General features: G+C 47.4%; 21 protein-coding genes and 3 pseudogenes. All 24 read left to right on the top strand.

The window, feature by feature from the left end:
• The first annotated feature begins 14 nt into the window (after nucleotides 1–14).
• The 24 genes and pseudogenes from rhaD to ACZM6M_RS05085 all read left to right on the top strand — a co-directional run bounded on the left by rhaD (nucleotide 15) and on the right by ACZM6M_RS05085 (nucleotide 25,409).
• The gene (gene rhaD / locus ACZM6M_RS05200; RefSeq protein WP_066547224.1) at nucleotides 15–839 is read left to right on the top strand and encodes a rhamnulose-1-phosphate aldolase; all 825 of its coding nucleotides are present in this window, start codon (nucleotides 15–17) and stop codon (nucleotides 837–839) included.
• Between the two features lie 13 nt (nucleotides 840–852).
• A complete protein-coding gene (gene rhaM, locus ACZM6M_RS05195; protein WP_296039147.1) occupies nucleotides 853–1,167 on the top strand; it encodes an L-rhamnose mutarotase in 315 nt (104 codons plus the stop codon).
• Between the two features lie 112 nt (nucleotides 1,168–1,279).
• A pseudogene (locus ACZM6M_RS05190) lies at nucleotides 1,280–2,253 on the top strand (DUF2264 domain-containing protein); the annotation flags it as partial.
• A gap of 12 nt (nucleotides 2,254–2,265) precedes the next feature.
• Entirely contained in the window at nucleotides 2,266–3,012 is a 747-nt protein-coding gene (locus ACZM6M_RS05185; RefSeq protein WP_418926437.1) for a DUF2264 C-terminal domain-containing protein, read from the top strand.
• Entirely contained in the window at nucleotides 2,996–4,126 is a 1,131-nt protein-coding gene (locus ACZM6M_RS05180) for a glycoside hydrolase family 88 protein (protein ID WP_489489843.1), read from the top strand. The genes ACZM6M_RS05185 and ACZM6M_RS05180 overlap by 17 nt, the downstream gene beginning before the upstream one ends.
• Nucleotides 4,127–4,224: 98 nt before the next feature.
• Nucleotides 4,225–6,003: a S8 family peptidase gene (locus tag ACZM6M_RS05175; protein WP_489489867.1), complete on the top strand. Its 1,779-nt coding sequence runs from the start codon at nucleotides 4,225–4,227 to the stop codon at nucleotides 6,001–6,003.
• 934 nt (nucleotides 6,004–6,937) lie between these two features.
• Nucleotides 6,938–7,009, top strand: a pseudogene (locus ACZM6M_RS05170) (SEC-C metal-binding domain-containing protein); the annotation flags it as partial.
• Nucleotides 7,010–7,024: 15 nt separating this feature from the next.
• Nucleotides 7,025–8,035: a hypothetical protein gene (locus tag ACZM6M_RS05165; RefSeq protein WP_489489841.1), complete on the top strand. Its 1,011-nt coding sequence runs from the start codon at nucleotides 7,025–7,027 to the stop codon at nucleotides 8,033–8,035.
• Between the two features lie 133 nt (nucleotides 8,036–8,168).
• A complete protein-coding gene (locus ACZM6M_RS05160) occupies nucleotides 8,169–8,414 on the top strand; it encodes a DUF6061 family protein (RefSeq protein WP_489489839.1) in 246 nt (81 codons plus the stop codon).
• Nucleotides 8,415–8,627: 213 nt separating this feature from the next.
• On the top strand, nucleotides 8,628–9,794 hold the full coding sequence (locus ACZM6M_RS05155; RefSeq protein WP_337932861.1) for a type I restriction enzyme HsdR N-terminal domain-containing protein: 1,167 nt from the start codon (nucleotides 8,628–8,630) through the stop codon (nucleotides 9,792–9,794).
• 63 nt (nucleotides 9,795–9,857) lie between these two features.
• Nucleotides 9,858–10,214, top strand: a complete 357-nt coding sequence (locus ACZM6M_RS05150; RefSeq protein ID WP_418926833.1) for a plasmid mobilization protein — start codon at nucleotides 9,858–9,860, stop codon at nucleotides 10,212–10,214.
• Nucleotides 10,215–10,234: 20 nt separating this feature from the next.
• Nucleotides 10,235–10,675, top strand: a pseudogene (locus ACZM6M_RS05145) (glycoside hydrolase family 88 protein); the annotation flags it as partial.
• Between the two features lie 112 nt (nucleotides 10,676–10,787).
• Nucleotides 10,788–11,834 (top strand): alcohol dehydrogenase, encoded by a 1,047-nt coding sequence (locus ACZM6M_RS05140; protein WP_418926832.1) that lies wholly within the window; start codon nucleotides 10,788–10,790, stop codon nucleotides 11,832–11,834.
• 121 nt (nucleotides 11,835–11,955) lie between these two features.
• The gene (locus ACZM6M_RS05135) at nucleotides 11,956–12,963 is read left to right on the top strand and encodes a deoxyguanosinetriphosphate triphosphohydrolase (RefSeq protein WP_066547302.1); all 1,008 of its coding nucleotides are present in this window, start codon (nucleotides 11,956–11,958) and stop codon (nucleotides 12,961–12,963) included.
• Between the two features lie 24 nt (nucleotides 12,964–12,987).
• Nucleotides 12,988–14,844: a DNA primase gene (dnaG, locus tag ACZM6M_RS05130; RefSeq protein WP_489489835.1), complete on the top strand. Its 1,857-nt coding sequence runs from the start codon at nucleotides 12,988–12,990 to the stop codon at nucleotides 14,842–14,844.
• 35 nt (nucleotides 14,845–14,879) lie between these two features.
• Complete coding sequence (locus tag ACZM6M_RS05125; protein WP_418762529.1) at nucleotides 14,880–15,614, top strand: tRNA (adenine(22)-N(1))-methyltransferase; 735 nt, start codon at nucleotides 14,880–14,882, stop codon at nucleotides 15,612–15,614.
• The gene (locus tag ACZM6M_RS05120; protein ID WP_066547308.1) at nucleotides 15,601–16,410 is read left to right on the top strand and encodes a Nif3-like dinuclear metal center hexameric protein; all 810 of its coding nucleotides are present in this window, start codon (nucleotides 15,601–15,603) and stop codon (nucleotides 16,408–16,410) included. The genes ACZM6M_RS05125 and ACZM6M_RS05120 overlap by 14 nt, the downstream gene beginning before the upstream one ends.
• A gap of 56 nt (nucleotides 16,411–16,466) precedes the next feature.
• Nucleotides 16,467–18,119 carry a nucleoside kinase gene (locus ACZM6M_RS05115; protein ID WP_418926701.1) on the top strand — a complete coding sequence of 551 codons (1,653 nt, stop codon included), beginning with the start codon at nucleotides 16,467–16,469 and terminating at the stop codon, nucleotides 18,117–18,119.
• 77 nt (nucleotides 18,120–18,196) lie between these two features.
• Complete coding sequence (gene lgt, locus ACZM6M_RS05110) at nucleotides 18,197–19,069, top strand: prolipoprotein diacylglyceryl transferase (RefSeq protein ID WP_066547317.1); 873 nt, start codon at nucleotides 18,197–18,199, stop codon at nucleotides 19,067–19,069.
• 264 nt (nucleotides 19,070–19,333) lie between these two features.
• Nucleotides 19,334–19,759 (top strand): division/cell wall cluster transcriptional repressor MraZ, encoded by a 426-nt coding sequence (gene mraZ / locus ACZM6M_RS05105; protein ID WP_066547322.1) that lies wholly within the window; start codon nucleotides 19,334–19,336, stop codon nucleotides 19,757–19,759.
• A complete protein-coding gene (gene rsmH, locus ACZM6M_RS05100) occupies nucleotides 19,759–20,703 on the top strand; it encodes a 16S rRNA (cytosine(1402)-N(4))-methyltransferase RsmH (protein WP_066547326.1) in 945 nt (314 codons plus the stop codon). The genes mraZ and rsmH overlap by 1 nt, the downstream gene beginning before the upstream one ends.
• Nucleotides 20,704–20,749: 46 nt before the next feature.
• Nucleotides 20,750–21,271 carry an FtsB/FtsL family cell division protein gene (locus ACZM6M_RS05095; protein ID WP_066547336.1) on the top strand — a complete coding sequence of 174 codons (522 nt, stop codon included), beginning with the start codon at nucleotides 20,750–20,752 and terminating at the stop codon, nucleotides 21,269–21,271.
• Complete coding sequence (locus tag ACZM6M_RS05090) at nucleotides 21,249–23,582, top strand: peptidoglycan D,D-transpeptidase FtsI family protein (RefSeq protein WP_331467901.1); 2,334 nt, start codon at nucleotides 21,249–21,251, stop codon at nucleotides 23,580–23,582. Before ACZM6M_RS05095 ends, ACZM6M_RS05090 begins: the two co-directional genes overlap by 23 nt.
• 63 nt (nucleotides 23,583–23,645) lie before the next feature.
• A complete protein-coding gene (locus tag ACZM6M_RS05085) occupies nucleotides 23,646–25,409 on the top strand; it encodes a peptidoglycan D,D-transpeptidase FtsI family protein (protein ID WP_337434346.1) in 1,764 nt (587 codons plus the stop codon).
• Nucleotides 25,410–25,446 lie beyond the last annotated feature (37 nt).

Genomic DNA, 25,446 nt, shown 5'->3' with positions numbered 1-25,446 from the left:
GGAGGAAATTGAAAATGAGATTTTTAGATGCAGAATTTGTTCAGGGTTTTATCCGCATGGCAAACGACGGCTGGGAGCAGGGATGGCATGAGAGAAATGGAGGAAATATATCCTACCGTGTAAAGGATGAGGAAGTAGAGAGCGTAAAGGAAGAATTAGAGCCAAAGGAATGGCGTCCCATCGGAACTACAGTTCCAGCTCTGGGCGGAGAGTATTTCCTTGTAACAGGCAGCGGAAAGTATCTCAGAAATGTAATTATTAAGCCTGAGGATTCCATCTGCATGATCGAGTTAGATCAGGCAGGAGAGAATTACCGCATCGTATGGGGGTTAGTAAACGGCGGAAAGCCAACCAGCGAGCTCCCTTCCCACCTGATGAACCATGAAGTAAAGAAAATCGCAACAAACGGTGCATACCGGGTAATCTATCATGCCCATACGGTGAATGTGATTGCCCTCACCTTTGTACTGCCTCTGAAGGATGAGGTATTTACAAGAGAGCTCTGGGAAATGGCAACGGAATGTCCGGTCGTATTCCCTGCCGGTATCGGCGTTGTGCCCTGGATGGTTCCCGGCGGCCGGGATATCGCGGTGGCTACCAGTGAGCTTATGAAACAGTATGATGTGGCTATTTGGGCGCATCATGGAACCTTTGCCGCAGGCGAGGACTTTGACATCACCTTTGGACTGATGCATACCGTAGAAAAATCTGCGGAGATTCTGGTTAAGATGCTGTCCATGCGCCCGGATAAGCTTCAGACCATCACTCCTCAGAATTTCAGGGATCTGGCAAAGGATTTTCATGTAACTCTGCCGGAGAAGTTTTTATACGAGAAATAAAGGAGGCATCTGCATGATCCGAAAAGCCTTTAAGATGTTTTTATATCCGGGCATGGAAGAGGAGTATGAAAAGCGTCACAACCTGCTTTGGCCGGAAATGAAGGAAATGATCCACGCTCACGGAGGCCATAATTATTCCATCTATTTAGACCGGGAAACCCATGTGCTTTACGGCTATATTGAAATCGAGGATGAAGCGCTCTGGGCCGCCTCCGCCGATACGCCCATTAACAGAAAATGGTGGGACTTTATGGCGGATATTATGGAAACAAACGAGGATAACAGTCCTGTAAGCGTTGATCTTGCGCCGGTGTTTCATTTGGATTAGGGGGAACCGGCAGGAACAGAAAACTGAGGAAGCTGCAAAGTCCTTAATGGAGCAGTATCAGGAGATTTTAGACGAATTGAAAGCAGAATAAGAGATACAAAAGGAGAATGATATGAAGAAGAAAGCGGATTATCAGAAGATGCTCCTTAAAATGATACGCCCTCTGACCCGTCATTATACTGATGACGGGTCCGGACTTTATCTGGGAGCATTTTCGGCAGGATATGGAAACCGAATTGCAGAAATGGAAGGATTTTCCAGGGTTTTATGGGGGCTGGCCTCCTACTGGGCCGGGGGAGGAGAAGACGAAAGCCTTCTTTCAGTTTACCAGAAAGGACTGGCGGCAGGAACGGATCCTGAGGCTTCTTCCTACTGGGGAGATCTTCACAATAAGGATCAGCGGATGGTGGAAATGGCGGCTATCAGCTATGGCATTTTACTGGTGCCGGAAAAGCTGTGGGAGCCGTTAAGTGAGGCATCAAAGGATCATCTGGCAGATTGGCTGTATCAGATCAATCTTTATTCTCAGGCGGATAATAACTGGCATTACTTTAAGGTGATTGTCAATCTGGCGCTAAAGAGCGTGGGAAAGAAATGGAATCCTGAAGAAGTGAAAAAAGCCATGGACCGCTATGAGTCCTTTTATCTGGGAAACGGCTGGTATTCAGACGGAAACGGCCTCAGAAGGATTATTATGTGTCCTTTGGCATTCATTTTTACTGTCTGCTGTATGCACGGTTTATGGAAAAGGAAGATCCGGAGCATACGGCTCTTTTTAAGGAACGCGCAAAGACATTTTCAGAGAGCTTTATCTACTGGTTTGATGATGAGGGAAAGGCCCTGCCCTTTGGCCGTTCTCTGACTTACCGGTTTGCACAGGCAGCCTTTTTTTCCGCCTGTGCCCTGGCAGGAGTGGAGTGTATTTCCTGGGGCGTGATGAAGGGGATTGTGGCCCGTCATCTGGATTACTGGATGAAGCAGCCGATTTTTGATAATGGAGGAATCCTGACGGTAGGTTATACCTATCCAAACCTTCTTATGTCTGAGACGTATAATGCTCCCGGTTCTCCCTACTGGGCCTTAAAGGCCTTTGTATTTTTGGCTCTGCCGGATGATCATCCCTTCTGGCAGGCAGAGGAGGAGTCTCTTCCTTCCCTTGAGCCGGTTCACTGTATCCGGGAATGCGATATGCTGATCTGCCACAGGCCTCATGAGGCAGTGGCTCTTACAGCCGGACAGTATCCTACCATGGAGCATCCCATGGCGGCGGAAAAATATGCCAAGTTTGCTTATTCTACCGTGTTTGGATACTGCGTATCCCGTTCCTTCCATTGTCTGGAGCAGGCCGGGACAGACAGTATGCTGGCATTTTATGTCCATGGAATGTACTATGTGCGCCGCAGGTGTCTGGAGCATAGGGTAACAGAAACGGAAGTTTATGCAAGATGGAGTCCCATAGAGGGAATTGAAGTGGAAACCTGGCTGATTCCGGCAGAGGGAGGCCATCTGCGCAGGCACAGGATTGTAAGCCGGCTGTCTTGTGAGGCCTATGACTGCGGATTTTCCTATCCGGACTGCATGGAGCAGACCAGCCAGACAGAAGAGGAGCATATGGCGGCAGTGTGGGATGAAAATGGTGAAAGCCGTCTGAGTGCTTCCATGGGTCAGGGAACGGTGATCCATCCCTTTTCCAATATGAACCTGATTTTTCCAAATGTGCGTATTCCTGCGGTACATCTTGCTATTGAGCCGGGCGTTACGGAATTTGAAAGTATGGTTACAGCTTCTTTTACACAGAAGGATATTGTGATCGGAGGAGGAAACTGCTATGCCTTACGGGATTGATAATGAAACAGAGGAATGGTTTAAAGGCCTGGAGAAAAAGTTGTATGCAAAGCTTAAGACCCAGTGCCTGAGGCTTGGGAGCATCATGCCCTATGTGCCGGAGCATGGCTGTTACTATGATATGGGGGCCAGAGAACTGACTGCCTGGACGAACGGCTTTTATGCCGGTATGCTGTGGCAGATGTATCACGCATTTAAAGAGAAAGAGTTCCGCAGGGCCGCAGAGGGGATAGAGGAGCGCCTGGACGCTGCCCTTGAGGAATTTGTAAAACTGGATCATGATGTGGGTTTTCTGTGGCTTCACACGGCGGTAGCCGACTGGAGGCTTACAGGCAATGAAACCTCCAGAAAGAGAGGCCTCCATGCAGCCGGGATTCTGGCCGGAAGGTACAATCCGGCCGGACATTATATCCGGGCCTGGAATGGAGTACGGCAGGGAGTTGCCATTGTGGACTGTCTTATGAATCTGCCGCTTTTATATTGGGCAGCACAGGAAAATGAGTCTCCTGCCTGGAAGCAGATTGCCATAGAGCATACGGAAATGGCCCTGCGCTATATTCTGCGGCCTGACGGTTCCAGTAATCATATGGTGGATTTTGATCCCGAAACAGGGGAATATAAAGATAATCCCGGAGGACAGGGATATGAAAGCGGCTCCTCCTGGAGCAGAGGCCAATCCTGGGCCATTTACGGGATGGATCTGGCATACCGTTATACGAAAAATCAGGCCTATCTGGATGCAGCCAAGCGGTCGGCTCATTATTTTATGGCAAATGTTTCTTTAAATGACTATATCCCCCTTCTTGATTTCAGGGCGCCGAAGGAGCCGGTTTATATTGACACTACTGCCGGAGCCTGTGCGGCCTGCGGCCTTTTAGAACTCTCAGAGCATGTGGGAGAATATGAAAAGCCGCTTTATGTACAATCCGCTTTAAGATGCCTGAAGGCGGTTCAGGCATTTTGTGAGTGGGATCCTGATAAGGATTCGATCCTGGACGGAGGTTCTGCACGGTATGACAGGGCCTCAGACCGCCAGGTCCCGATTATTTACGGCGATTATTTCCTTACAGAGGCTATTCTGCGTTTTAGAGAAAAAGCATTTTTGCTCTGGTAAAAAATAGGTATAATACGAATGCCCGGGACATAGACTCAGAGGGAAAAAAGCCCTGCTGAGGGGATGATTCTTCCGGGAGGAATATGTCTTTGGATGTAGTGGATCAGAAGCGGGAAAATCTTTTAAATCTGGCTTTAAGTGCTTCAGAGGAAGAACGTCTTAAATCAGAAAATCTGGAAATAGGATACGATCCGGAAGATAAAACATGGGAGCTGATCCTGCGTTATTCGGGAAATCTGAACCGCCTGAGAGAGCTTTCGGATCAGGGAGTCACGGTGAGAGAACTTTTTAACGGATATGCCATTGCCAGAGTTCCCCAGGGGCTCTTAGACCAGGTCAGCGGTCTTCGTGAGATTCAGTATATCGAAAAACCAAAGAGGCTGTTCTTTGCCATGGATATGGCAAAGGCAGCCTCTTGTCTTTTGGGGATTCAGCCGGGGAGAAGAGAGGGAGGAAGGCCATCTGGAACGGAGCCGGGCGGACATACGGGTGGTCTGGAGCGTGGACTTACGGGAAAAGGGGTGATCCTGGGAGTCATTGATTCAGGAATTGATTATCTTCACCTGGATTTCAGAAATGAAGACGGCAGTACCCGGATTTTGTATCTGTGGGATCAGGATCAGGGACAGGTCTATGACAGAGAGGATATAAACCGGGCGCTGGCAGCATACGGAGAACAAAATGACAGGAGAGCGGCTCTTAACATAGTGCCTTCTGTGGATGTCAGCGGCCACGGCACCGCAGCGGCAGCCATAGCTGCGGGAAACGGACGGGGAAGTGATGGAGTTTACCGGGGAGTGGCCTATGAAAGCGAGCTTATTGCAGTAAAGCTGGGAACTTCTCCCAAGGACAGTTTTCCCAGAACCACTCAGCTTATGGAAGGCCTGGATTTTATATTAAAGAGAGCCATTCTGCTTGAGCGCCCGGTGGCTGTTAATGTCAGCTTTGGAAATACCTATGGTTCCCATGACGGAACCAGCCTCCTGGAAACCTTTATGAATGAAGCCTCCAATTACAGCCGGAATGTAATTGTCACAGGTACGGGAAACGAAGGAGCGTCAGCAGGCCACACGGCGGGACAGCTTGTTATGGGAGAAAGGGAAAGGATTGAGCTGTCTGTAGCTCCCTTTGAGACCAGTTTCAGTGTACAGATCTGGAAGTCCTATGCAGATCAGTTTTCCATTCTCCTTACAGCGCCTGATGGACGGAGCCTGGGGCCGATTGAAGAACGGCTGGGGCCTCAAAGACTGGAAAATGGAAATACACGTATTCTGATCTATTATGGAAAGCCCAGTCCCTACAGCCGGGCTCAGGAGGTTTACTTTGATTTTAATCCTTTGAAGGATTACACCGACAGTGGGATCTGGACCTTTCAGCTGACACCAATAGAGCTTGTCACAGGCCATTATGATTTCTGGCTTCCTTCAGGCCGGATTTTAAATCCCTCCACCCGTTTTCTTCGTCCGGTGCCGGAGACAACACTTACGATTCCTTCCACAGCATCAGGGGTTATTTCTGTAGGAGCATATAATGATTCAAATCTGGCATATGCGGATTTTTCCGGCCGTGGCTTTACCAGGCAGACCAGGCAGGTAAAGCCGGATCTGGCTGCTCCCGGAGTCGATATCATCACCGCAAAAGCAGGAGGGGGATATGAAGCGGTGACAGGAACCTCCTTTGCAGCCCCATTTGTCACGGGGAGCGCGGCGCTTTTGATGCAGTGGGGCATTGTAGACGGAAACGACCCCTTTCTTTATGGGGAAAAGGTAAAGGCCTACCTCATCCGCGGCGCCCGCCATCTTCCCGGTTATACAGAATGGCCGAATGAGAGGGTGGGGTATGGGGCACTGTGCGTGGAGGAGAGTATACCGAAATGATTTTTTTCTTTTTGTGAAAGAAAGAATTGAATTGACCTGTCTTTTACAAGTATAATATCATTATAAGCCTGTTTGTTATTTGTACTTTTATGAGAGAGGTGAAGAAAAAATGGCAAATCTTATGACAGATTAATTGCTGCCGGATATTCTGTACAGGAAGCGAAAGAAAGGATTGGCGCTGTTGTAATAGAAGAGATTTACGATGTCATGAAGGAAAATCAACCATATGATGAGCAAAGATATGCCGGTGCATTAGAAAATATGGTACGGCAGTGTATTGACTATGAAGATACACATGAAATTCTGACAGAATGGAACAAATGGGATAATCTGGTTCAGGAAGGATATGGGACCCTCGTTGATCAAAATTTCGAAAAAATGATTCCGTTATGGTGGAAAACATGGGAAATTTTTCAGAAAATTGTTAAAACGGCAGAATATAAAATAGGCATTAGTGGACTTATGGAATCTCAGGACTATGAATATCCAATAGATGCATGGCTGCAGGATATGGAAATGGAACTGGGAAATGCAGGTGAACACGAAAAGCGTGTAGAATTTTGCCGGAGAATCCTGGAAATGCTGGACTGGAGCTTTGATGATGGCAGTAATTTTAAATCCGCAATCGGGGAAGAGTTATATGCAGAAGGAAAAGCGGAACAGGGGAGAACGTGGTTTGAAGACTGGCTAAAGGAGGAACCGCATAACCAGAATGCTCTGAATGTCTGGAGCTGGTGTATTCAGGAGGAAAAAGGAGCAGAAGAAGCCTATAAAATTATTCGCAGGGAAGTTATAGGTGTCGCATGTACGTTTAAAAATGAACTCCTATTCGGGCGGGCGAAATTACTGGCAGAAAAACTGGGAAAATCAGAAGATCTGGAATGGATAAAGTCACAACTGGAGACTTTTTCAAAGGTGGTTGAAAAAGCTGATCTTATATCCAAACGATCCCTGCCCCTGCGGCAGTGGGAAAAAATACAAGAAATGCTGTGGAAGAAAACAGTAAGGGAGATTTCTTAAGATGACCGAAGAAGATATAAAAAATTTATCGAAAAAAGAATTGCAGGACATCACTTTTAAAGTACAGAAATTATTGTCAGATAAACAGAAAAAGGAATTCCAGAAGATAGTTAAAGAGGCTGGAATACAGCCTGGGAATAAGAAATCACAGGCAGCGTTAGTGAGAATGTCGGATGATTTTGTGAATGAGAAAATGATACAAATACAGAATTGGAAGGATCAGATTGATGAAGGGGAGCTTTACCTTGATACAGAAGAGTATGAAGACTACTCCAGCGGATACTGGGAAGCAGACTGGATTACAGAGTATTATGATAATCAGGGAATCGGCGATAAGATCATGTCTATGATTCGGTTTGTGGAGGATTGTGTCGATGACAGACGGTATCAGGAAGCAAATGAGATATATGAATGGCTGTGGCAAATGTCTGTTTCTACAGACAGTGAGTACGAAGACTCCGTGGATCTGGAAATGCTGGAAGAAAATAATCTGATACATACAGACATGAAACATCTGGCGCTGCTGACTTTATATGCGGATTATCAGGTGCTGCCGGCAAAGGAGCGCGCTAGGGATATCTATCTATATTTTTCCAGCAGTGCATTTACAAAAATACATTTGGAAGAAATGTTCCATGTCGGAAGAGAAGAACTGGAGGAAACAGAACAGTTCTGGGAAGACTGGATTGATCTTCTGAAGGCGAAAAATGGAGATATAGAAGCCAGACTTCTGAAAGAAGCCGTTTTGTATTGCAGAGGAATAGATGGCCTGCATGAAATGGCGAGAGAAAATGCATCTGTACATCCATCTTTGTATTTATCTGTGATGGAGCAGTATGAGAAAGGGCATTTATATGACGAAATTGAAAATGTTGGTGAAGATGCATTGAGTAAAATTAATGCTAATCTGAGAATACGGAGTGAAATTGCTTTAAAAGCAGCATTTGCAGCCTCCTGTTTAAATCATGAAGAAAAAATGATGCAGTTTAGATGGGTGCTCGTAAGACAGTAATTCTAAAAAAATTACTATTTTACGGCATCTGTCTGACAGGGTTGGAAACAACAACGAAAAGAACGATGTCGAGTCGCATGACCGGCATCGTTCTTTTTTGCAACAAAATATTAGAATTACGGAGGTATTTACCATGAAACGCTTGTTATCTTGTGAATTTAACCTTGATACTGCTTGTGTAGAGCTTTGCTTTTCAGACGGCAGCATGGTTTCTATCGACCCTATCGCTGTGGAAAATGCGGTAGTGAATAATATGTATCAACAGTCGGAACTCGACTATCTGATCTATAATGACCCTGCTGCATATGCTGATTTAATCCTTAACGGCGATCCTGCTGTCTACCTCAAGACAGTTACGGAATACCAAAGCCTTGATTGATTTTTACTGACGAACAAGAGTTGCCTTGCCATTCAGCTGGGCAGCTCTTGTTTTGGCATGGACAAGTTCATAAAAAGCTACGCTTTACTCTGGTAAATTTTGAAACTAATCTTGAAAAATATGGTGCCGTCTTGTATAATAATGTGTGTACACATGCAGTAAATCTTTTTTTAATGCCGCAGTACTCAAAATTTGAGTTTGGAGATTTGCATCATGACAGATTTTTATAAATTACTTAAAAATTTAAAATTATCCCAAATACATAGGTCTCATGGGAAAGAATATTATGTCGATCCATTTAGAGAGCGATTAATCTTGAAAACGCCAGAAGAAACTGTGCGGCAACAAGTTTTACAATACTTGTTATCATGCAAAAATATACCTAAGGAAATGATACAAGTCGAAATGCGTCTTTCTAAATACCAAGTAAATAGTGCTCGGCGTGCCGATATTATTGTAGAGAGATTTAATGGAAACAAGGGCGAACTGTCACCTCTTGCGATCATTGAATGCAAAGCACCCGAAATCATGATTGGTGATAGTGCAATTCAGCAAGCTATAGACTACGCAGATGATTTGAACGCAGACTACATTTTTGTCACAAATGGCGATTACGCTATGACTGCAAAATATGAAGCTGACTCAAATCAATATGTACTCTTAAGTGAGTTGCCAGATTATCAATCCATGCTATGTGGGCAAGGTGATTATTTGCCTGAAGATAAGCCTAAAGAACGCTTTGCATTTGACGTTCTTAATGAAAATAAGGATTATTATCGTGGGTACGAATTTAACCCCGATACTCCGAGTGAGTTGCTTCCTTTTTTGACAAACTTATGGGAGTGCTTTTTAGACACAAGCCATAAAATGCCGGAAAAACAGTATAAGCATTTTCGTCTGATAAAAGACTATGGGATTAGATTTCTTTCTTGTGGCAACGCAGCTGGAGGAAGTTATCAAGGAGCATATCGTTCTTTTTTGATTGAATATCAAGCTGATACAAAGTTTATGAATTTAGGGTTCTTTGATTACGGCTCACATACGATATTAACCGTTTCTGTTGACAAGGATAACAACAAACCGCACAACTCACTTCAGTATGATGTGAACGCTATAATCCGAAATGGGGAAAGATACTCTTTCCCGCATCATGGAAGAATTGCCATTGGAAAGAAAGGAAGCGGCAAAGTAAGCGAGTTGAAGGAGCTGATAGGAAACGAAGCGCCGGAGTTATTAGTTCGTGGAGATATTTTCTTGGGAACGCTGCACAACCAAAAATTACTTTATCTTGATGATGCTGATGTAACTGATTTTGTTGAAAAAATGTTGACCTATGCACTGATAAGAGATGTATTTCGTGAAATGAAATCGGGAAATTAGTTGTTGTCTCAATCTTAATAATAGCTTGTTAATGAATATGGCAGTATGAGAGCTGGTGAAAATATGTCAGGAAAACGAAATCCACCAAACAGGCAACGCCCAATACAGGTGAAGTTTTTTGTAGACGAAAAAGAGCTTGACCTGATAAAACAGAAAATGGCACAGATGGGAACAGAGAATATGAGTGCCTATCTCCGCAAAATGGCAATCGACGGGTATGTTGTGAATTTGGATATGCCTGAACTCCGTGAGCTGACTTCCAAAATGAAGCGAATATCCAACAGCGAAAACCAGATTGCCAAACAGCTCAACACATCGGGTAACATCTACGAAGCTGATATCGAAGAAATCAAAAAGAATCAGGAAGAAATTTACGAAGGCATTAAAAAAATCCTGTGTTCTCTTTCCCATCTGAAGTGATGTCAGCTCCATAGGAGCGTAGCTGGTTTACCCTGGGAATCCTGGATTACATTGATATGTTTGAGGGTACTATGAATGCAGGCTTAAAAACATTTATGATAGATACCTATAAGGCTCAGGTGGAGAAGCTTAAGGAGCTTCAGGATCCCAAAACCGGACTGTGGCATACGGTTCTCACAGACCCGGACAGCTATGTGGAAACCTCAGGTACTGCAGCGATTACAGCGGGGATTCTCAAGGGGATCCGCTGCGGCATACTGGATGATTCCTATCTTCCATGCGCTGTAAAGGCCATTCGGGGAATTTTAGACTGTATTGATTCAGACGGAACGGTTCTTGAAGTGTCCGGAGGCACAGGAATGGGGATGGATGCAGAACATTACAAAAATATCCTGATTGCTCCTATGGCATATGGACAGTCTCTTACCATACTGGCCCTGGCAGAAGCATTGAACGTTTAAACCGGAGTTTACAGGCAGATGAATACAGGAACCCAAGGGCTTCCTGATTGCGAAAGCACAGGCAGTATGGTAAAATGAAGGCAGTTATTTCAAAATATCAGGAGGTCGTTTCATGCTTGCGTATACCTATGTGGAAAAGGGAAAATTTAAACTTCTTGACAAACCGGTTCCAAAACTTTCAGATGCAAGAGATGCGATTGTGCGTGTTACCATGTCCAGCATCTGCAGCAGTGATCTTCATATCAAGCACGGTTCTGTACCCCGGGCAGTTCCGGGAATTACAGTGGGCCATGAGATGGTGGGAATCGTGGAAGAAACAGGAAAAGATGTAACCGGGGTAAAGCCGGGAGACAGGGTAACGGTAAATGTGGAAACGTTTTGCGGAACCTGTTTTTTCTGTCAAAATGGATATGTAAACAACTGTACCGATCCAAACGGCGGCTGGGCCCTGGGATGCCGGATCGACGGCGGGCAGGCAGAATATGTGCGTGTTCCCTATGCGGATCAGGGATTAAATAAAATTCCGGATGAGGTCAGTGATGAGCAGGCTCTTTTTGTGGGGGATGTGCTGGCGACCGGCTTCTGGGCAGCCAGAATATCAGAAATTACAGAAGAAGACACCGTGCTGATCATTGGCGGCGGCCCCACAGGCATCTGTACCCTGCTGTGCGTGATGTTAAGGAAGCCGGAAAAGATTCTGCTCTGTGAACAGGATGAAGACAGACGCCGTTTTATAAAGGAGCATTATCCAGAGGTAATTATCCTTTCTCCAGAGCAGATCCGGGAAGCGGTAAAGAGAGAAAGCCGCCATGGAGGGGCCGATGTGGTTCTGGAGGTAGCAGGGACAGAGGATACCTTCCGCATGGCCTGGGAGTGTGCCCGCCCCAATGGAGTTGTAACAATAGTGGCTCTCTATGACAAGCCTCAGGTATTGCCTCTTCCTGAAATGTATGGGAAAAATCTGACCTTTAAAACCGGCGGCGTAGATGGCTGTGACTGTGAGGAAATTCTTTCGCTGATCCGGGAGGGGAAGATTGATACCACACCATTAATTACACACCGGTTTGCTCTGTCAGAGATTGACGCTGCCTATGATGTGTTTGAAAACCGCAAAGATCATGTGATCAAGGCAGCGGTAGTGCCGGACAGGCAGATGTAGGGGAAAAGCCGCGCTGTTCATTCAAATATATTTGTGATATAATAAGAGCATCGACTGCAAAAAGACGCAGCCGGTGCTTTTGTTTACAGATCAGGCAGATATAAGAGAAAAGAGGTGCGGAATGAATGTTAGAGAGTCATTAGAGGCCCTGGAGGAACAGACCTTAAGTCCATATGCTTCCTTTTCTTCACGGACGAGGGGAAGGGATCATGCAGAACCGCTCTGTGATATACGGCCGGAGTATCAGAGAGACAGGGATCGGATCCTCCACTGTAAGGCATTCCGCAGGCTGAAGCATAAAACCCAGGTGTTTTTGGCGCCGGAGGGAGATCATTACCGCACCCGGCTGACGCATACTCTGGAGGTATCCCAGATTGCCAGAACCATTGCCAAGTCTCTGCGTCTGAATGAAAGCCTCACGGAGGCCATTGCCTTAGGACACGATCTGGGCCATACGCCCTTTGGACATTCGGGAGAAGCTGTTTTAGATCAGATCTGCGAGGATGGCTTTACCCATTACGAACAGAGCGTCCGCATCGTAGAGGTTCTGGAAAAAGATGGAAAGGGTCTTAATTTAACCTGGGAAGTCCGGGACGGGATTTTAAATCACCGGACCGCAGGCCATCCATCCACGCTGGAGGGTGCCATTGTCCGGCTGTCGGATAAGATTGCCTATATCAATCACGATATTGATGATGCGATCCGTGCCCGTATGTTTGCAGAAGAGGAGCTCCCAAAGGAGTATACGGATGTTCTTGGAAACAGTGTGCGGGAACGGTTGAACCGTATGATACGGGATCTTATTTTAAACAGTATGGATCAGCCTCAGATTATCATGTCTTCAGATATGGAGGAGGCGATGAAGGGCCTGCGCCGGTGGATGTTTGAACATGTATATAGAAATGACATTCCAAAGGCAGAAGAAAGCAAGGCCCAGGAGATGATCGCCAGACTGTATGAATATTATATGAAGCATGCGGACCGTCTTCCCATGGAGTATATTCTTTTAATGGTAAATGGGGAGAAAAAGTCCCGGGTGGTCTGCGACTATATTGCGGGAATGAGTGACATTTATGCCATTGACCGGTTTGAGGCGCTGTTTGTGCCTAAACGGTGGAATGTATACTAAAACAAGTCGGAAGGGAGAAGATGCATGTACTATCCGGATGAAGTCATAGAAGAAGTGAGAATGAAAAATGACATCGTGGATGTGATCTCAGGATATGTAAAACTGCAGAAAAAAGGAGCTAACTATTTCGGCCTGTGCCCGTTTCACAATGAAAAATCGCCTTCCTTTTCCGTTTCTCCGGGCAAGCAGATGTACTACTGCTTTGGCTGCGGGGCGGGCGGAAATGTGCTTACCTTTGTGATGGAATACGAAAACTATACCTTTCAGGAGGCGCTTACCGCTCTGGCAGACCGGGCCGGGGTCAGTCTCCCCAAGATGGAGTACAGCAAAGAGGCCAGAGAACAGGCAGAGTTTCGCTCCAGGCTCCTTGAGGTAAACAAGCTGGCTGCCAATTATTTTTATTATCAGTTGAAGCAGCCCCAGGGAAAGGCCGGATATGAGTATTTTAAGGAAAGGCGCGGGCTTACGGATGAGACCATCCTGCGCTTTGGTTTGGGCTATTCTAATAAGACCAGTGATGACCTGTACCGGTTTTTAAGGGAAAAGGGCTATGAGGACAGCTTTTTAAAGGAAACAGGCCTTGTGACCGTAGAAGAACGCGGCGGCAGGGACAAGTTCTGGAACCGTGTCATGTTTCCCATTATGGATGTAAATAACCGTGTGATCGGCTTTGGAGGCCGTGTGATGGGAGAAGGGGAGCCAAAGTATCTAAACTCTCCGGAAACCAGGCTCTTTGATAAAAGCCGCAGCCTTTACGGCTTAAATTATGCCAGAACCACCAGGGAGAAGTTTATGCTGATCTGCGAGGGTTATCTGGATGTGATCTCTTTGCATCAGGCCGGTTTTACCAATGCAGTGGCCTCTCTTGGGACTGCCTTTACCAGTCAGCATGCGGGGATTTTGAAGCGGTATACGGATCAGGTGATCTTAACCTATGACAGCGATGGAGCCGGTGTAAAAGCAGCCTTAAGAGCCATCCCTATTCTCAGGGAAGCAGGGCTTTCAGCCAGAATTTTAAATATGAGCCCCTGTAAGGATCCAGATGAATTTATCAAACAGATGGGGCCGGATGCGTTCAGAAAGCGGATTTTGGAGGCGAAAAACAGCTTCCTGTTTGAGATTGATGTGCTGAAACGGCAGTATGCGCTGGATGATCCGGAGCAGAAAACGAAGTTTTATCAGGAAACAGCCAGAAAGCTGCTCCAGTTCGGGGAACCCTTAGAGCGGGACAATTATCTTCAGGCAGTAGCCAGAGAGCATATGATTAAAGAGGATGAGCTGCGCCAGCTGGTAAACCGCATGGGTATGCAGCTTGGATTAAAGGCAGGTGACAGCTACCGAGAGGACGCGGGAGGACGGGGCTACAGAGAAACTGTACCGGATGAAGGGGCTTCCTTTAAAGGTGAATCTGAAGGCCGGACAGGGAACGGGGATGGAACGAAATCCCGCCGCCGTCCGGAAAGAGAAGACGGTATACGCCGCTCCCAGCGTCTGCTTTTAACCTGGCTGATCGAGGATCCGGCTCTGTTTGATAAGATCCGCGGAGTTATAACCGCAGATGATTTTGTGGAAGAGCTGTATCATCAGGTGGCGGTGATGGTCTTTGAAGGCCATGAGCAGGGCAGTTTAAATCCGGCTGCGATCCTCAGCCGTTTTATCAATGATGACGATCAGTACCGGGAGGTGGCGGCTCTTTTTAACGCCAGCCTGAAGGAGTCTTTAAGCAATGAGGAGCAGAAAAAAGCTTTTTCAGAAACGGTTTTAAAGGTGCGCAGACACAGTCTTGACACGGCCAGCCGCAATGCAAAGGATATCGCCCAGCTGCAGGAGATCATAAAGCAGCAGGCTGCCTTAAAGCAGATCAGCATTTCTCTGGATTAGCGCATAAAAATTATTACACGAACAGGAAAATGAATATGACGAATCATACAGCAAATTTTGTTCCCCGTCTGTCTGAGCGCCTGAAGCTGGTGGCTTCCTTTGTGCCCCAGGACAGCCGGATCGCAGACATCGGTACGGACCACGGCTTTGTTCCCATCTGTCTGGCAAAAGAAGGCCGCATAAAAAGCGCCCTTGCCATGGATGTGCGGACAGGCCCTCTGGAACGGGCGGAGGCTCACATAAAGGAGGCGGGAATTTCAGATATCCCTATAAGCACCCGTTTAAGCGACGGATTAAAAGAGTTAAAGCCCCAAGAGGCAGACACGGTGATCATCGCCGGAATGGGAGGCGAATTGGAGATAAAGATTCTGCAGGAGGGAAGGCATCTATGGAGCACGATCCGGCGTTTTATCCTTTCGCCTCAGTCAGATCTTGAAAAGGTACGCCGCTTCCTTTCAGAAGAGGGGTTTCTCATTGAAAAAGAGGCCATGCTCCGGGAGGAAGGAAAATACTATACGGTTATGAGCGTGGTGCGGGGAGCTATGGTTTATAACAGGACCATTGAATACCGCTATGGAAAATACCTTCTTGAACAGAAGGAACCCGTTTTAAAAGAATATTTAAAAAAAGAGGAGGAACGGGTTTTGGCAATCCTTGCATCGCTTTCCGCAAAAGAGAAAGGGGAGCTTACAAAAGGGCAGGAAAAAGCCAGACAGTCCCTTTTAGAAGAATTATCACAGATCAGGGAGGCAGAATATGAAGTGCAGTGACATCATAAAGATATTACAGGAAACGGCTCCGGAAAGCTGCGCCTGCGACTGGGATAATCCCGGTCTGTTAGCGGGAAGAAGCGATAAGGAGGTAAAAAAGATATACATTGCCCTGGATGCCACGGATGAGGTTGTAGATGCAGCCATTCGTGAAAAGGCGGATCTTCTTCTTACCCATCATCCCCTTATTTTCCGTCCTGTTAAGAAGGTAAATGACCAGAATTTTATTACAAGGCGGCTGGTGCGGCTGATCCAGGCAGATATTTCCCTGTATGCCATGCATACAAATTTTGACGCCGCGCCTGAGGGAATGGCAGCTCTGGCAGCAGAGCGGCTGGATATAAGGGAAATACGTCCTTTAGAGTGTATGGGGGAGATGAAAGAAAATGGAACATCCGTCCCCTACGGAATCGGGGCTGTGGGCAGCCTTTATGAGCCTATGACGGTGAATGGTCTGGCGGAGAAGGTAAAGAAAGCTTTTGATCTTCCTTTTGTGCTGGTTTACGGGCCGGGACTGATGGACAAGGAAGTGAAAAGGGCAGCTCTCTGTCCCGGCTCCGGATCAAGCGTTATTGAGCAGGCGGTTTTGGCAGGAGCCGATGTTTTGATCACCGGTGATATCGGCCATCATCCGGGAATTGACGCGGCAGCCAGGGGACTTGCCGTCATTGACGGAGGCCATTACGGGCTGGAGCATATTTTTATCCAGCATATGGCTGAGGTTCTGCGGGAAAAACTAAAAGGTGAGGCAGCGCTTGTTCTGGCAGAGCCGGCCTGGCCGTCCGTTCTTTTATAGGAAAGCGGCAGCTGCTTATAGCGGCAGCAGAAAATCAGAAGTGGGGAGGTAAGCATATGGTACGGGTGAAAATTGGAACAGACATAAGAGAATATCCTCAGGGAACGACCTGGGCGCAGGTGGCAGAAGAGTATCAGAGTGGTTTTGAACATGATATTTTGCTGGTACAGATTGGTGGAAAGCTCCAGGAACTTCACAAGACCGTCAGGGATGGCAGTCTGCGCTTTATCACTGCAGAGGAAAAGCCGGGAATGTCTGCCTATCAGCGCAGCGCTACCCTGCTGATGCTAAAGGCCCTCTATGCAGTGGCCGGGGCAGAACGGGTGGAAAAGGTGATCGTGGATTTTTCCGTAGGAAAGGGTTTTTTCGTAGAGGCAAGAGGCGCATTTACTGTGGACGATGGTTTTTTGGAGCGGGTAAAGGCAAAAATGGAAGAATATGTAAATCGGAAAATTCCCATCCAAAAGCGCAGTGTATCCACGGATGATGCGATCGAGCTGTTTCACGATCATCATATGTATGATAAAGAGCGGCTGTTCCGTTACCGCCGTGTCTCCCGTGTGAACATGTACAGCATTGACGGCTTTGAGGATTACTATTACGGGTATATGGTGCCGGATACGGGATATCTGAAATATTTTGATTTAAAGCGGTATCAGTATGGCTTTGTCCTCCTTCTTCCGACAATGGGAAAACCAAAAGAACTGCCTGAGTTTGTACCCCAGGATAAGCTGTTTGCTACGCTGGCCGAGTCCGCCCGGTGGGGCAGGGGAACGGATCTGGAGACCGTAGGAGCTTTAAATGATACCATCGCCGCAGGAGGGATGGCTCATCTGATTTTAATTCAGGAGGCGCTTCAGGAAAAGAAGATCGCGGAGATCGCGGCGCAGATCGCGGAGAAGAAAACTGCGAAATTTGTTATGATCGCAGGCCCGTCCTCTTCTGGAAAGACCACCTTTTCCCATCGTTTGTCTATTCAGCTTGAGGCTGCCGGGCTGCGTCCCCATCCCATTGCGGTAGACAATTACTTTGTAAACCGGGCAGACAGTCCAAGGGATGCGGAGGGAAATTATGACTATGAGAGCATTAAATGCCTGGATGTAGAGCAGTTTAACCGGGATATGACGGCTCTGATGGCAGGAGAACGGGTAGAACTTCCGTATTATAATTTCAAAAAGGGCATACGGGAGTATAAGGGTGATTTTCTGCAGCTGGGAAAGGACGATATCCTTGTGATCGAGGGCATCCACTGCCTCAATGACGAGCTGTCCTATGCGCTTCCGAGAGAAAGCAAATTTAAGATTTATATCAGTGCATTAACCCAGTTAAATATTGACGAGCACAACCGGATTCCTACCACGGACGGGCGGCTGATCCGCCGCATGGTCCGGGATGCCAGGACACGGGGCTCTTCTGCCAGAGAAACCATCCGTATGTGGCCTTCTGTTCGCAGAGGAGAGGAACAGAACATTTTCCCCTATCAGGAGGAGGCGGATGCCATGTTTAACTCCGCTCTTATCTATGAACTGGCAGTATTAAAGCAGTATGTGGAGCCGCTGCTTTTTGGAATCCCAAGAGACTGTGATGAGTATGTGGAAGCAAAACGGCTGCTGAAATTTCTGGATTATTTTATCGGGGTCAGCAGTGAGGATATACCGAAAAATTCCATTCTTCGGGAATTTATCGGGGGAAGCTGTCTGGATGTATAAGGGGTACGGACAGAATATGACATCAGAGGGCAGAAAAAATACAGACTTGTAGCTCTGCCGGGAAGGAAGTATATAATATGGAAGCAATTGGAGCAGATCTCAGCTTTGTAAACCTTGGGATCACCTTTACCCACCTGCCAAACAGCATTTCCGTTTTTGGATTTCGGATTGCTTTTTACGGGGTCATCATCGGGCTTGGGATGTTAGCCGGCATGGCGGTGGCATTTTCAGATGCAAAGCGCAGAGGACAGGATCCGGATCTCTATCTGGATTTTGCCCTTTACGCCATTGTGTTTTCCATTATAGGGGCCAGACTTTACTATGTGGCCTTTGAGTGGGACAACTATAAAAATGATCTTCTTCAGATCTTTAATCTTCGGGCAGGAGGTCTGGCAATCTACGGCGGAGTGATTGGTGCGGTAATTACGCTTATTGTATTTACCAAAGTACGCCATCAGTCCTTTTTCTCCATGGCAGATACGGGAGTTTTAGGACTGCTGACAGGACAGATTATCGGCCGGTGGGGGAATTTCTTTAACTGCGAGGCCTTTGGAGGATATACAGACAGTCTGTTTGCCATGCGCATTAAGGAAAGCATCGTAAACCCGTCCATGATCTCACAGGAGCTGATCGACCACAGGATTGTGGAAAATGGGATATCCTATATCCAGGTACATCCCACCTTTTTATACGAATCGGTGTGGAATCTGAGCGTCCTTCTCTTTATGCTATGGTACAGAAAACGCAAGCGTTTTGACGGGGAAATGCTCTGGATCTACTTTTTGGGCTACGGCGTGGGACGTTTCTGGATCGAGGGCCTGCGGACAGATCAGCTGAAGGTTCCGGGAACCGCTCTGGCTGTGTCGCAGCTTCTTTCCGCTACTTTGGCGGGAGCGGCAGTGGGAGCTTTGACCTATCATTATAAAAAATTAAGCAAAAAAGAAATATAAAATCCATATATGGATCAAAAGAGGCAGACAGGAGGCGAAAGCCGTTGTCTGTCTCTCATTTTTTCCAGAAAATTCCTTCTCTTTTTTGAAAGAAAAACGTAAAAACTTCTTGCCAATTCCCAGTTTCTGTACTATTATGGACGTACAAGTGGTAGAAAGTGGTGCAAAGTGGTAGAGGATGGTTGTTGCGTGGATGAACGGGGGATTTGGGATTTTCCTCCGGCCGCGCTGATTTGCCATGGGATGTACAGCAGGTGATGAGCTATGTTCATGGGTGAATACAATCATACAGTTGACGCAAAGGGACGTCTGATCGTTCCGTCGCGGTTCAGGGAGCAGTTAGGGGAGGAGTTCGTGATCACGAAGGGACTCGATAACTGCCTTTTTGTGTATGATCATTCAGAATGGACCGCTCTTGAAGAGAAGCTTCGCTCCCTGCCTCTTACCAATGCTGCCGGACGTAAATTTTCACGTTTTCTTTTAGGAAGCGCTGCCACCTGTGAAGTGGACAGACAGGGAAGGATCCTGCTACCCTCTGTTTTACGGGAATTTGCAGGCATCGAAAAGGATGCCGTGCTTGTAGGTGTTGGAAGCCGCATTGAAATCTGGAATAAGGATAAATGGGCTGAGGCCAATACCTTTGATGATATGGAAGAAATCGCAGAACATATGGAAGGCTTGGGTATTTGATGGAGGAACATGGATTTGTACATAAGTCCGTACTGTTATATGAAACAGTGGGCAGCCTGAATATAAAGCCGGGGGGCATTTATGTAGACGGCACACTGGGCGGAGGCGGCCATGCATACGAGGTATGCAAGCGTTTAGGAAGCGGCCGGCTTATTGGGATCGATCAGGATGCGGACGCCATTGAGGCAGCGGGACGCCGTCTGGCTCCATTTAAGGACAAGGTTACCATTGTCAGGAGCAATTACCGCAGCATGGCTGATGTTTTAAAGGAACTGGATATCCCGCGAGTGGACGGAATCTATCTGGATCTGGGAGTTTCTTCCTACCAGTTAGATACAGCTTCCAGGGGATTTACATACAGAGAGGACGCGCCTCTTGATATGCGGATGGATCAGAGAAAGGAAGAGACAGCCGCTGATATTGTAAATGGATACAGCGAGATGGAGCTGTTCCGCATTATCCGTGATTACGGAGAAGACCGCTTTGCCAAAAACATTGCAAAGCATATCGTAAAGGCACGGCAGGAAAAGCCGGTTGCCACTACAGGAGAGCTGTGCGAGATCATAAAGGCAGCCATTCCCGCCAAGGTGAGAGCCACAGGCGGTCATCCTGCCAAGAGAACCTTTCAGGCTATCCGCATTGAGCTGAATCATGAGCTGGATGTGCTGGAGGAGTCCATCGACGGTATGATAAGACTGTTAAATCCAGGAGGAAGACTCAGTATTATTACATTCCATTCTCTGGAAGACCGTATCGTGAAGAGCCGGTTCAGGATCAATGAGGATCCCTGTATCTGCCCTCCCGATTTTCCGGTCTGTGTCTGCGGAAGGAAAAGCAGGGGCAGGGTGATTACGCGAAAGCCCATCCTTCCTTCAGAGGAGGAATTGGAGGAAAACAGCCGCTCAAAGAGTGCGAAGCTGAGAGTGTTTGAACGGGGAGAGTGAGAAGAAAATCAGGCAGGACAGAAGATTATGAAGGGAGGAATCAGCCATGGCCCAGAGAATGGGAAGACCCACAGGCAGAAGTGGGGCGTACAACAGAAGAAATACCCGTGATATGGCTTATATCGGGGGTACAGCCGCACCAAAGCTGGAACCGGAGTACAGACCGGAAAGAAAAGCTCCGGTCAGACGGAAAAAGACAGGGCTGCATCAAAATCAGCAGCTGCGCCGTAACCGGGAGAGAGCCATGGCTATGGATCTGCCCTATGTATTTCTTTTGGCAGCTGCCTGTATCTGTACATTATATATTTGTGTCAGCTATCTGCACCTGCAGTCCGGAATTACAGCCAGAATGCACAATATTGAACATCTGGAAGCGCAGCTTGAGAAAATGAAAACGGAAAATGACGCGCTGGAAACCAGCATCAACAGCAGCATTGATCTGAATAAAATCTATGAGATTGCAACCAAGGAGCTGGGCATGGTTTATGCCAGGAGAGATCAGGTGCTCTTATATGATAAGACAGAAAGCGAGTATGTAAGACAGTATGAAGACATCCCGGAACACTAGGCCGTCCCCTTATGGGGATCGGTCTGAGGGCCGTAAAAGGGGATCGAAAAGCGGCCATTCTAAAAGAGTATTTACAGAGCATATGAGGGGGAAGCTGGCAATCACGGCAATCGTGATCACGCTGGCTTTATTTGCACTTATATGGGTATTGTATGGAATTATAAAGGAAAATAACGATCAGTACAGCAAGATCGTTTTAAGCCAGAGGCAGCAGGAATTTTCCAGCCGGATCCTTTCGTACAGACGGGGGGATATTGTAGACCGCAATGGAACGCTACTTGCTACCAGTGAAAAGGTGTATAACCTGATCCTGGATCCCCAGCAGATCATGAAAAAGCCGGAATACTATTTAGAGCCGACCATTCAGGCTCTGGTGGACTGCTTCGGTTTTGATTCCGGGGAAATCCGCAGCCTGATCCAGGAAAAGAGCGACCGGGCATATGTTCCTTATAAAAAGGGCAAACAGTTAAGCTATGATCAGAAGGTAGCCTTTGAAACCATGCGCAAAGAGCGCAATGCCGCCTATTATGCAAGTGAGGATGAGAGCCAGTCACGCTTAAGGATCATGGGTGTGTGGTTTGAGGATCAGTACCGGAGAGTATATCCCTACGGTTCAGCCGCCTGCAGTGTGATCGGTTTTTCCAGTGCGGACGGCACGGTGGGAACGGGCGGGATCGAGCAGTTTTACAATGAAGATCTGATGGGAGTAAACGGCCGTGAATACGGCTATCTGGATGAGGAAAATAATCTGGAAGGCGTGTTAAAAGAGCCGACAAACGGAAAAACCGTTGTTTCCACCATTGATCTGAATATCCAGAACATCCTCCAGAAGTATATTGATGAATGGCAGACTACTGTGGGAAGCCATGTGACGGCTGCCATTGCCATGAATCCCAAAAACGGAGAGATCCTGGGAATGGCAACCAGCAATAAATTTGATCTGAATGACCCCAGAAAGATCGAGGGCTATAGTGATGACCAGCTTTATGAGCTTGGGAAAAAGGATGCGGTTTCTGTATACAAAAGGGAGCATCCGGATACAACCCTGACCCAGGAGCAGATGATCGCGGATACGAAACGGGAGGATGTGATCTCCTATGGACGTCAGGTGGTCTGGAACCAGATCTGGAGAAATTTCTGTGTCAGTGATACCTATGAACCCGGTTCTCCGTCCAAGATCCTTACTGTAGCGTCAGGACTGGAGGAAGGCGTTTTAAAAGGAAATGAATATTTTGACTGTGAAGGTCTTTTAAATGTGGGCGGCTGGCCCATTAAGTGTACGGCTTATGTAAAAGGCGGCCATGGCTCCTTAAGCCTTCAGGAGTCCATCATGCAGTCCTGCAATGTAGCTATGATGCGGATCGGCGCCATGATGGGAAAGGATATTTTCACAAAGTACCAGGCCATTTTTGGAATGGGGCAGAAAACAGGAGTAGATCTTCCCGGTGAGGCGGATGGCGCAGGCCTGATCTACAGCGCGGAAAATATGGGGCCGACGGAGCTTGCCACCAATGCCTTCGGACAGAATTACAACTGTACCATGATCCAGATGGCTGCCGCACTCTGTTCTGTCATCAATGGAGGCTCCTATTATGAGCCCCATGTTATGCGCCAGATCATGAATGAGCAGGGTTCCGTGGTAGAGACAAAGGATCCGGTCCTGGTTCGTGAGACCGTATCCTCTTCCACTTCGGAATTTCTGAAAGAGGCCATGTTTCAGACCGTGGAAAATGGTACGGGAGGAGCTGCAAAAGTAGCGGGTTATCACGTTGGAGGAAAGACGGGAACCGCAGAAAAGCAGCCACGTTCGGCTAAAAATTATCTTTTGTCTTTCGCAGGCTTTGCTCCTGCAGAGGATCCGCAGCTTTTTGTCTATGTTGTGGTGGATGTACCTAATTATCCTCCGGGTCCCCAGCAGGCTCACAGCTCCTTTGCCAGCGGCATTTTCGCCAAAATTATGGCAGAGGCCCTTCCATATATGAATGTATTTCCTGAAGCGGGCGCTGAGGAGGAACAGGCTGGCGATACGGCGGCGGACGAGGGTATCAATGAGCCTTCCGGATCGGAAGGCGAAGAAACAGAGCCGGAGACTGAAACACAGGAAACAGAAAAGGTATATGAAACAGACGAAACCATAGGAGACGGCTATGAAAGCGGCCTTCCCGATGGGGTACCGGCAGATCCAAACGCACCTTCCCTGTCGTTAGAGGAAACATCGGATGGATGGAAGGAAAAGAAAGAGAGCCAGTCAGAAGAGAAGGAAGACCTGGAAGGCACTGCTGGTGAAACAAAAGCTTCCTCTGAAGCCTGATGGGAATAAAATCCCCCGGGAATCCGTATATTTAATATCAATGGCGGATGGGGAAGTTATCAAATGAATCCAAATTTGACAAAGCATAGAAAAAACATAGCCGTCCTGGGCCTGCTCATTGCTGTAGCGATGACCGGACTTTTAGGGCGGCTTGGTTTTCTTATGCTGGTCCGGGCGGATCACTATGGTGAGATGGCCCGGGATCTTCATGAAAGAGAGCGTACCATCAAGGCGGCCAGAGGACGGATTCTGGATGCAGGGGGAAATGTGATCGCAGATAACAGGACGGTTTGTACTATTTCCGTGATCTATAATCAGGTCACGGATCGGGAAGAGGTGATCCGCTCCCTTTGCAGCATATTGGAGCTTTCAGAGGAGCCGGTCCGAAAAAAGGTAGAAAAACGCAGTTCCAGGGAGATCATAAAGACAAATGTGGATAAGGAAACCGGAGATAAGATACGGGCATTAAAGCTGGATGGAGTAAAAGTGGATGAGGACTATAAACGGTATTATCCCATGGGCAGTCTGGCTTCCAAGGTTTTGGGCTTTACTGGAGGAGACAATCAGGGGATTATCGGCCTGGAGGTTATGTATGAAAAGTATTTAAAGGGAAAAAACGGAGTGATTCTTACGCTGACAGATGCAAGGGGAGTGGAGCTTGACAAAGCAGCAGAAGACAGGATCGAACCGGTGGCGGGAAATGATCTTCAGATCAGCCTGGACGTAAATATTCAGCTGTACGCCCAGCAGCTTGCCTATCAGGTTATGGAACAAAAAAATGCGAAAAAAGTTTCTGTGATCGTGATGGATCCCCGGAACGGCGAGCTTCTTGCAATGGTCAATGCGCCGGAATTTGACTTAAATGATCCTTTTACGCCGGATCAGAATTTAAAAAGCCAGAGCCTTAAGGAAGAGGCGGCGGCCCGGTCGCAGACCATGGGGCTCCAGGACCGGCTGAATGCCATGTGGAGAAATACCTGCATCAATGATACATATGAGCCGGGCTCTACCTTTAAGATCATCACAGCGGCAGCCGGTCTGGAGGCGGGGGCAGTAACGCTTGAGGATATCTTCAGCTGTCCGGGCTTTCGCGTAGTGGAAGACCGGAGGATCCGGTGCCATAAGGCAGGAGGCCATGGAACAGAAACTTTTCTTCAGGGAGCAATGAATTCCTGCAATCCTGTGTTTATTGATGTGGGACAGCGGCTGGGAGTGGACCGGTACTATAAGTATTTTACCCAGTTTGGTCTTAAGGGAAAAACAGGGATCGATCTTCCGGGAGAGGCAGCCACGATCATGCATAAAAAGGAGAAAATGGGTGCTGTGGAATTAGCTACCGTATCCTTCGGACAGTCCTTTCAGATCACACCCATTCAGCTTATTACGACAGCGGCTTCCATTGTAAACGGCGGACACCGGGTTACGCCTCATTTTGGCGTAAGGGTGATCCGCTCGGATGGAGGTGCTGTAAAGGAACTTTCTTATCCTCAGGGAAAGCAGATCCTGTCTTCTGAGACCAGCGCTTCCATGCGGTATGTATTAGAACAGGTTGTGGCAGAGGGAAGCGGCAAACGGGCGGCGTTAGAGGGGTTCCGCATTGGAGGAAAGACAGCTACCTCAGAGAAACTTCCAAGAAGCCTCAAAAAATATATTTCCTCTTTTCTTGGCTTTGCCCCGGCGGACGATCCCAGGGTAATGGCCCTGATCACCATTGACGAACCCCAGGGAATCTATTACGGAGGAACCATTGCGGCTCCCGTGATCGGAGAATTATTTAAAAATATTCTTCCATATATGGGAATCCGGCCGGAGCCGAAAGCTGGTTGATTATTCTCCGAAAAAGACGTATACTATTATTGCTGTC

The sequence above is a fragment of the Enterocloster sp. genome (assembly GCF_057861365.1).
Note: the sequence above shows the minus strand (reverse complement) of the source record. Positions and strands in the feature narration are given on the sequence as shown.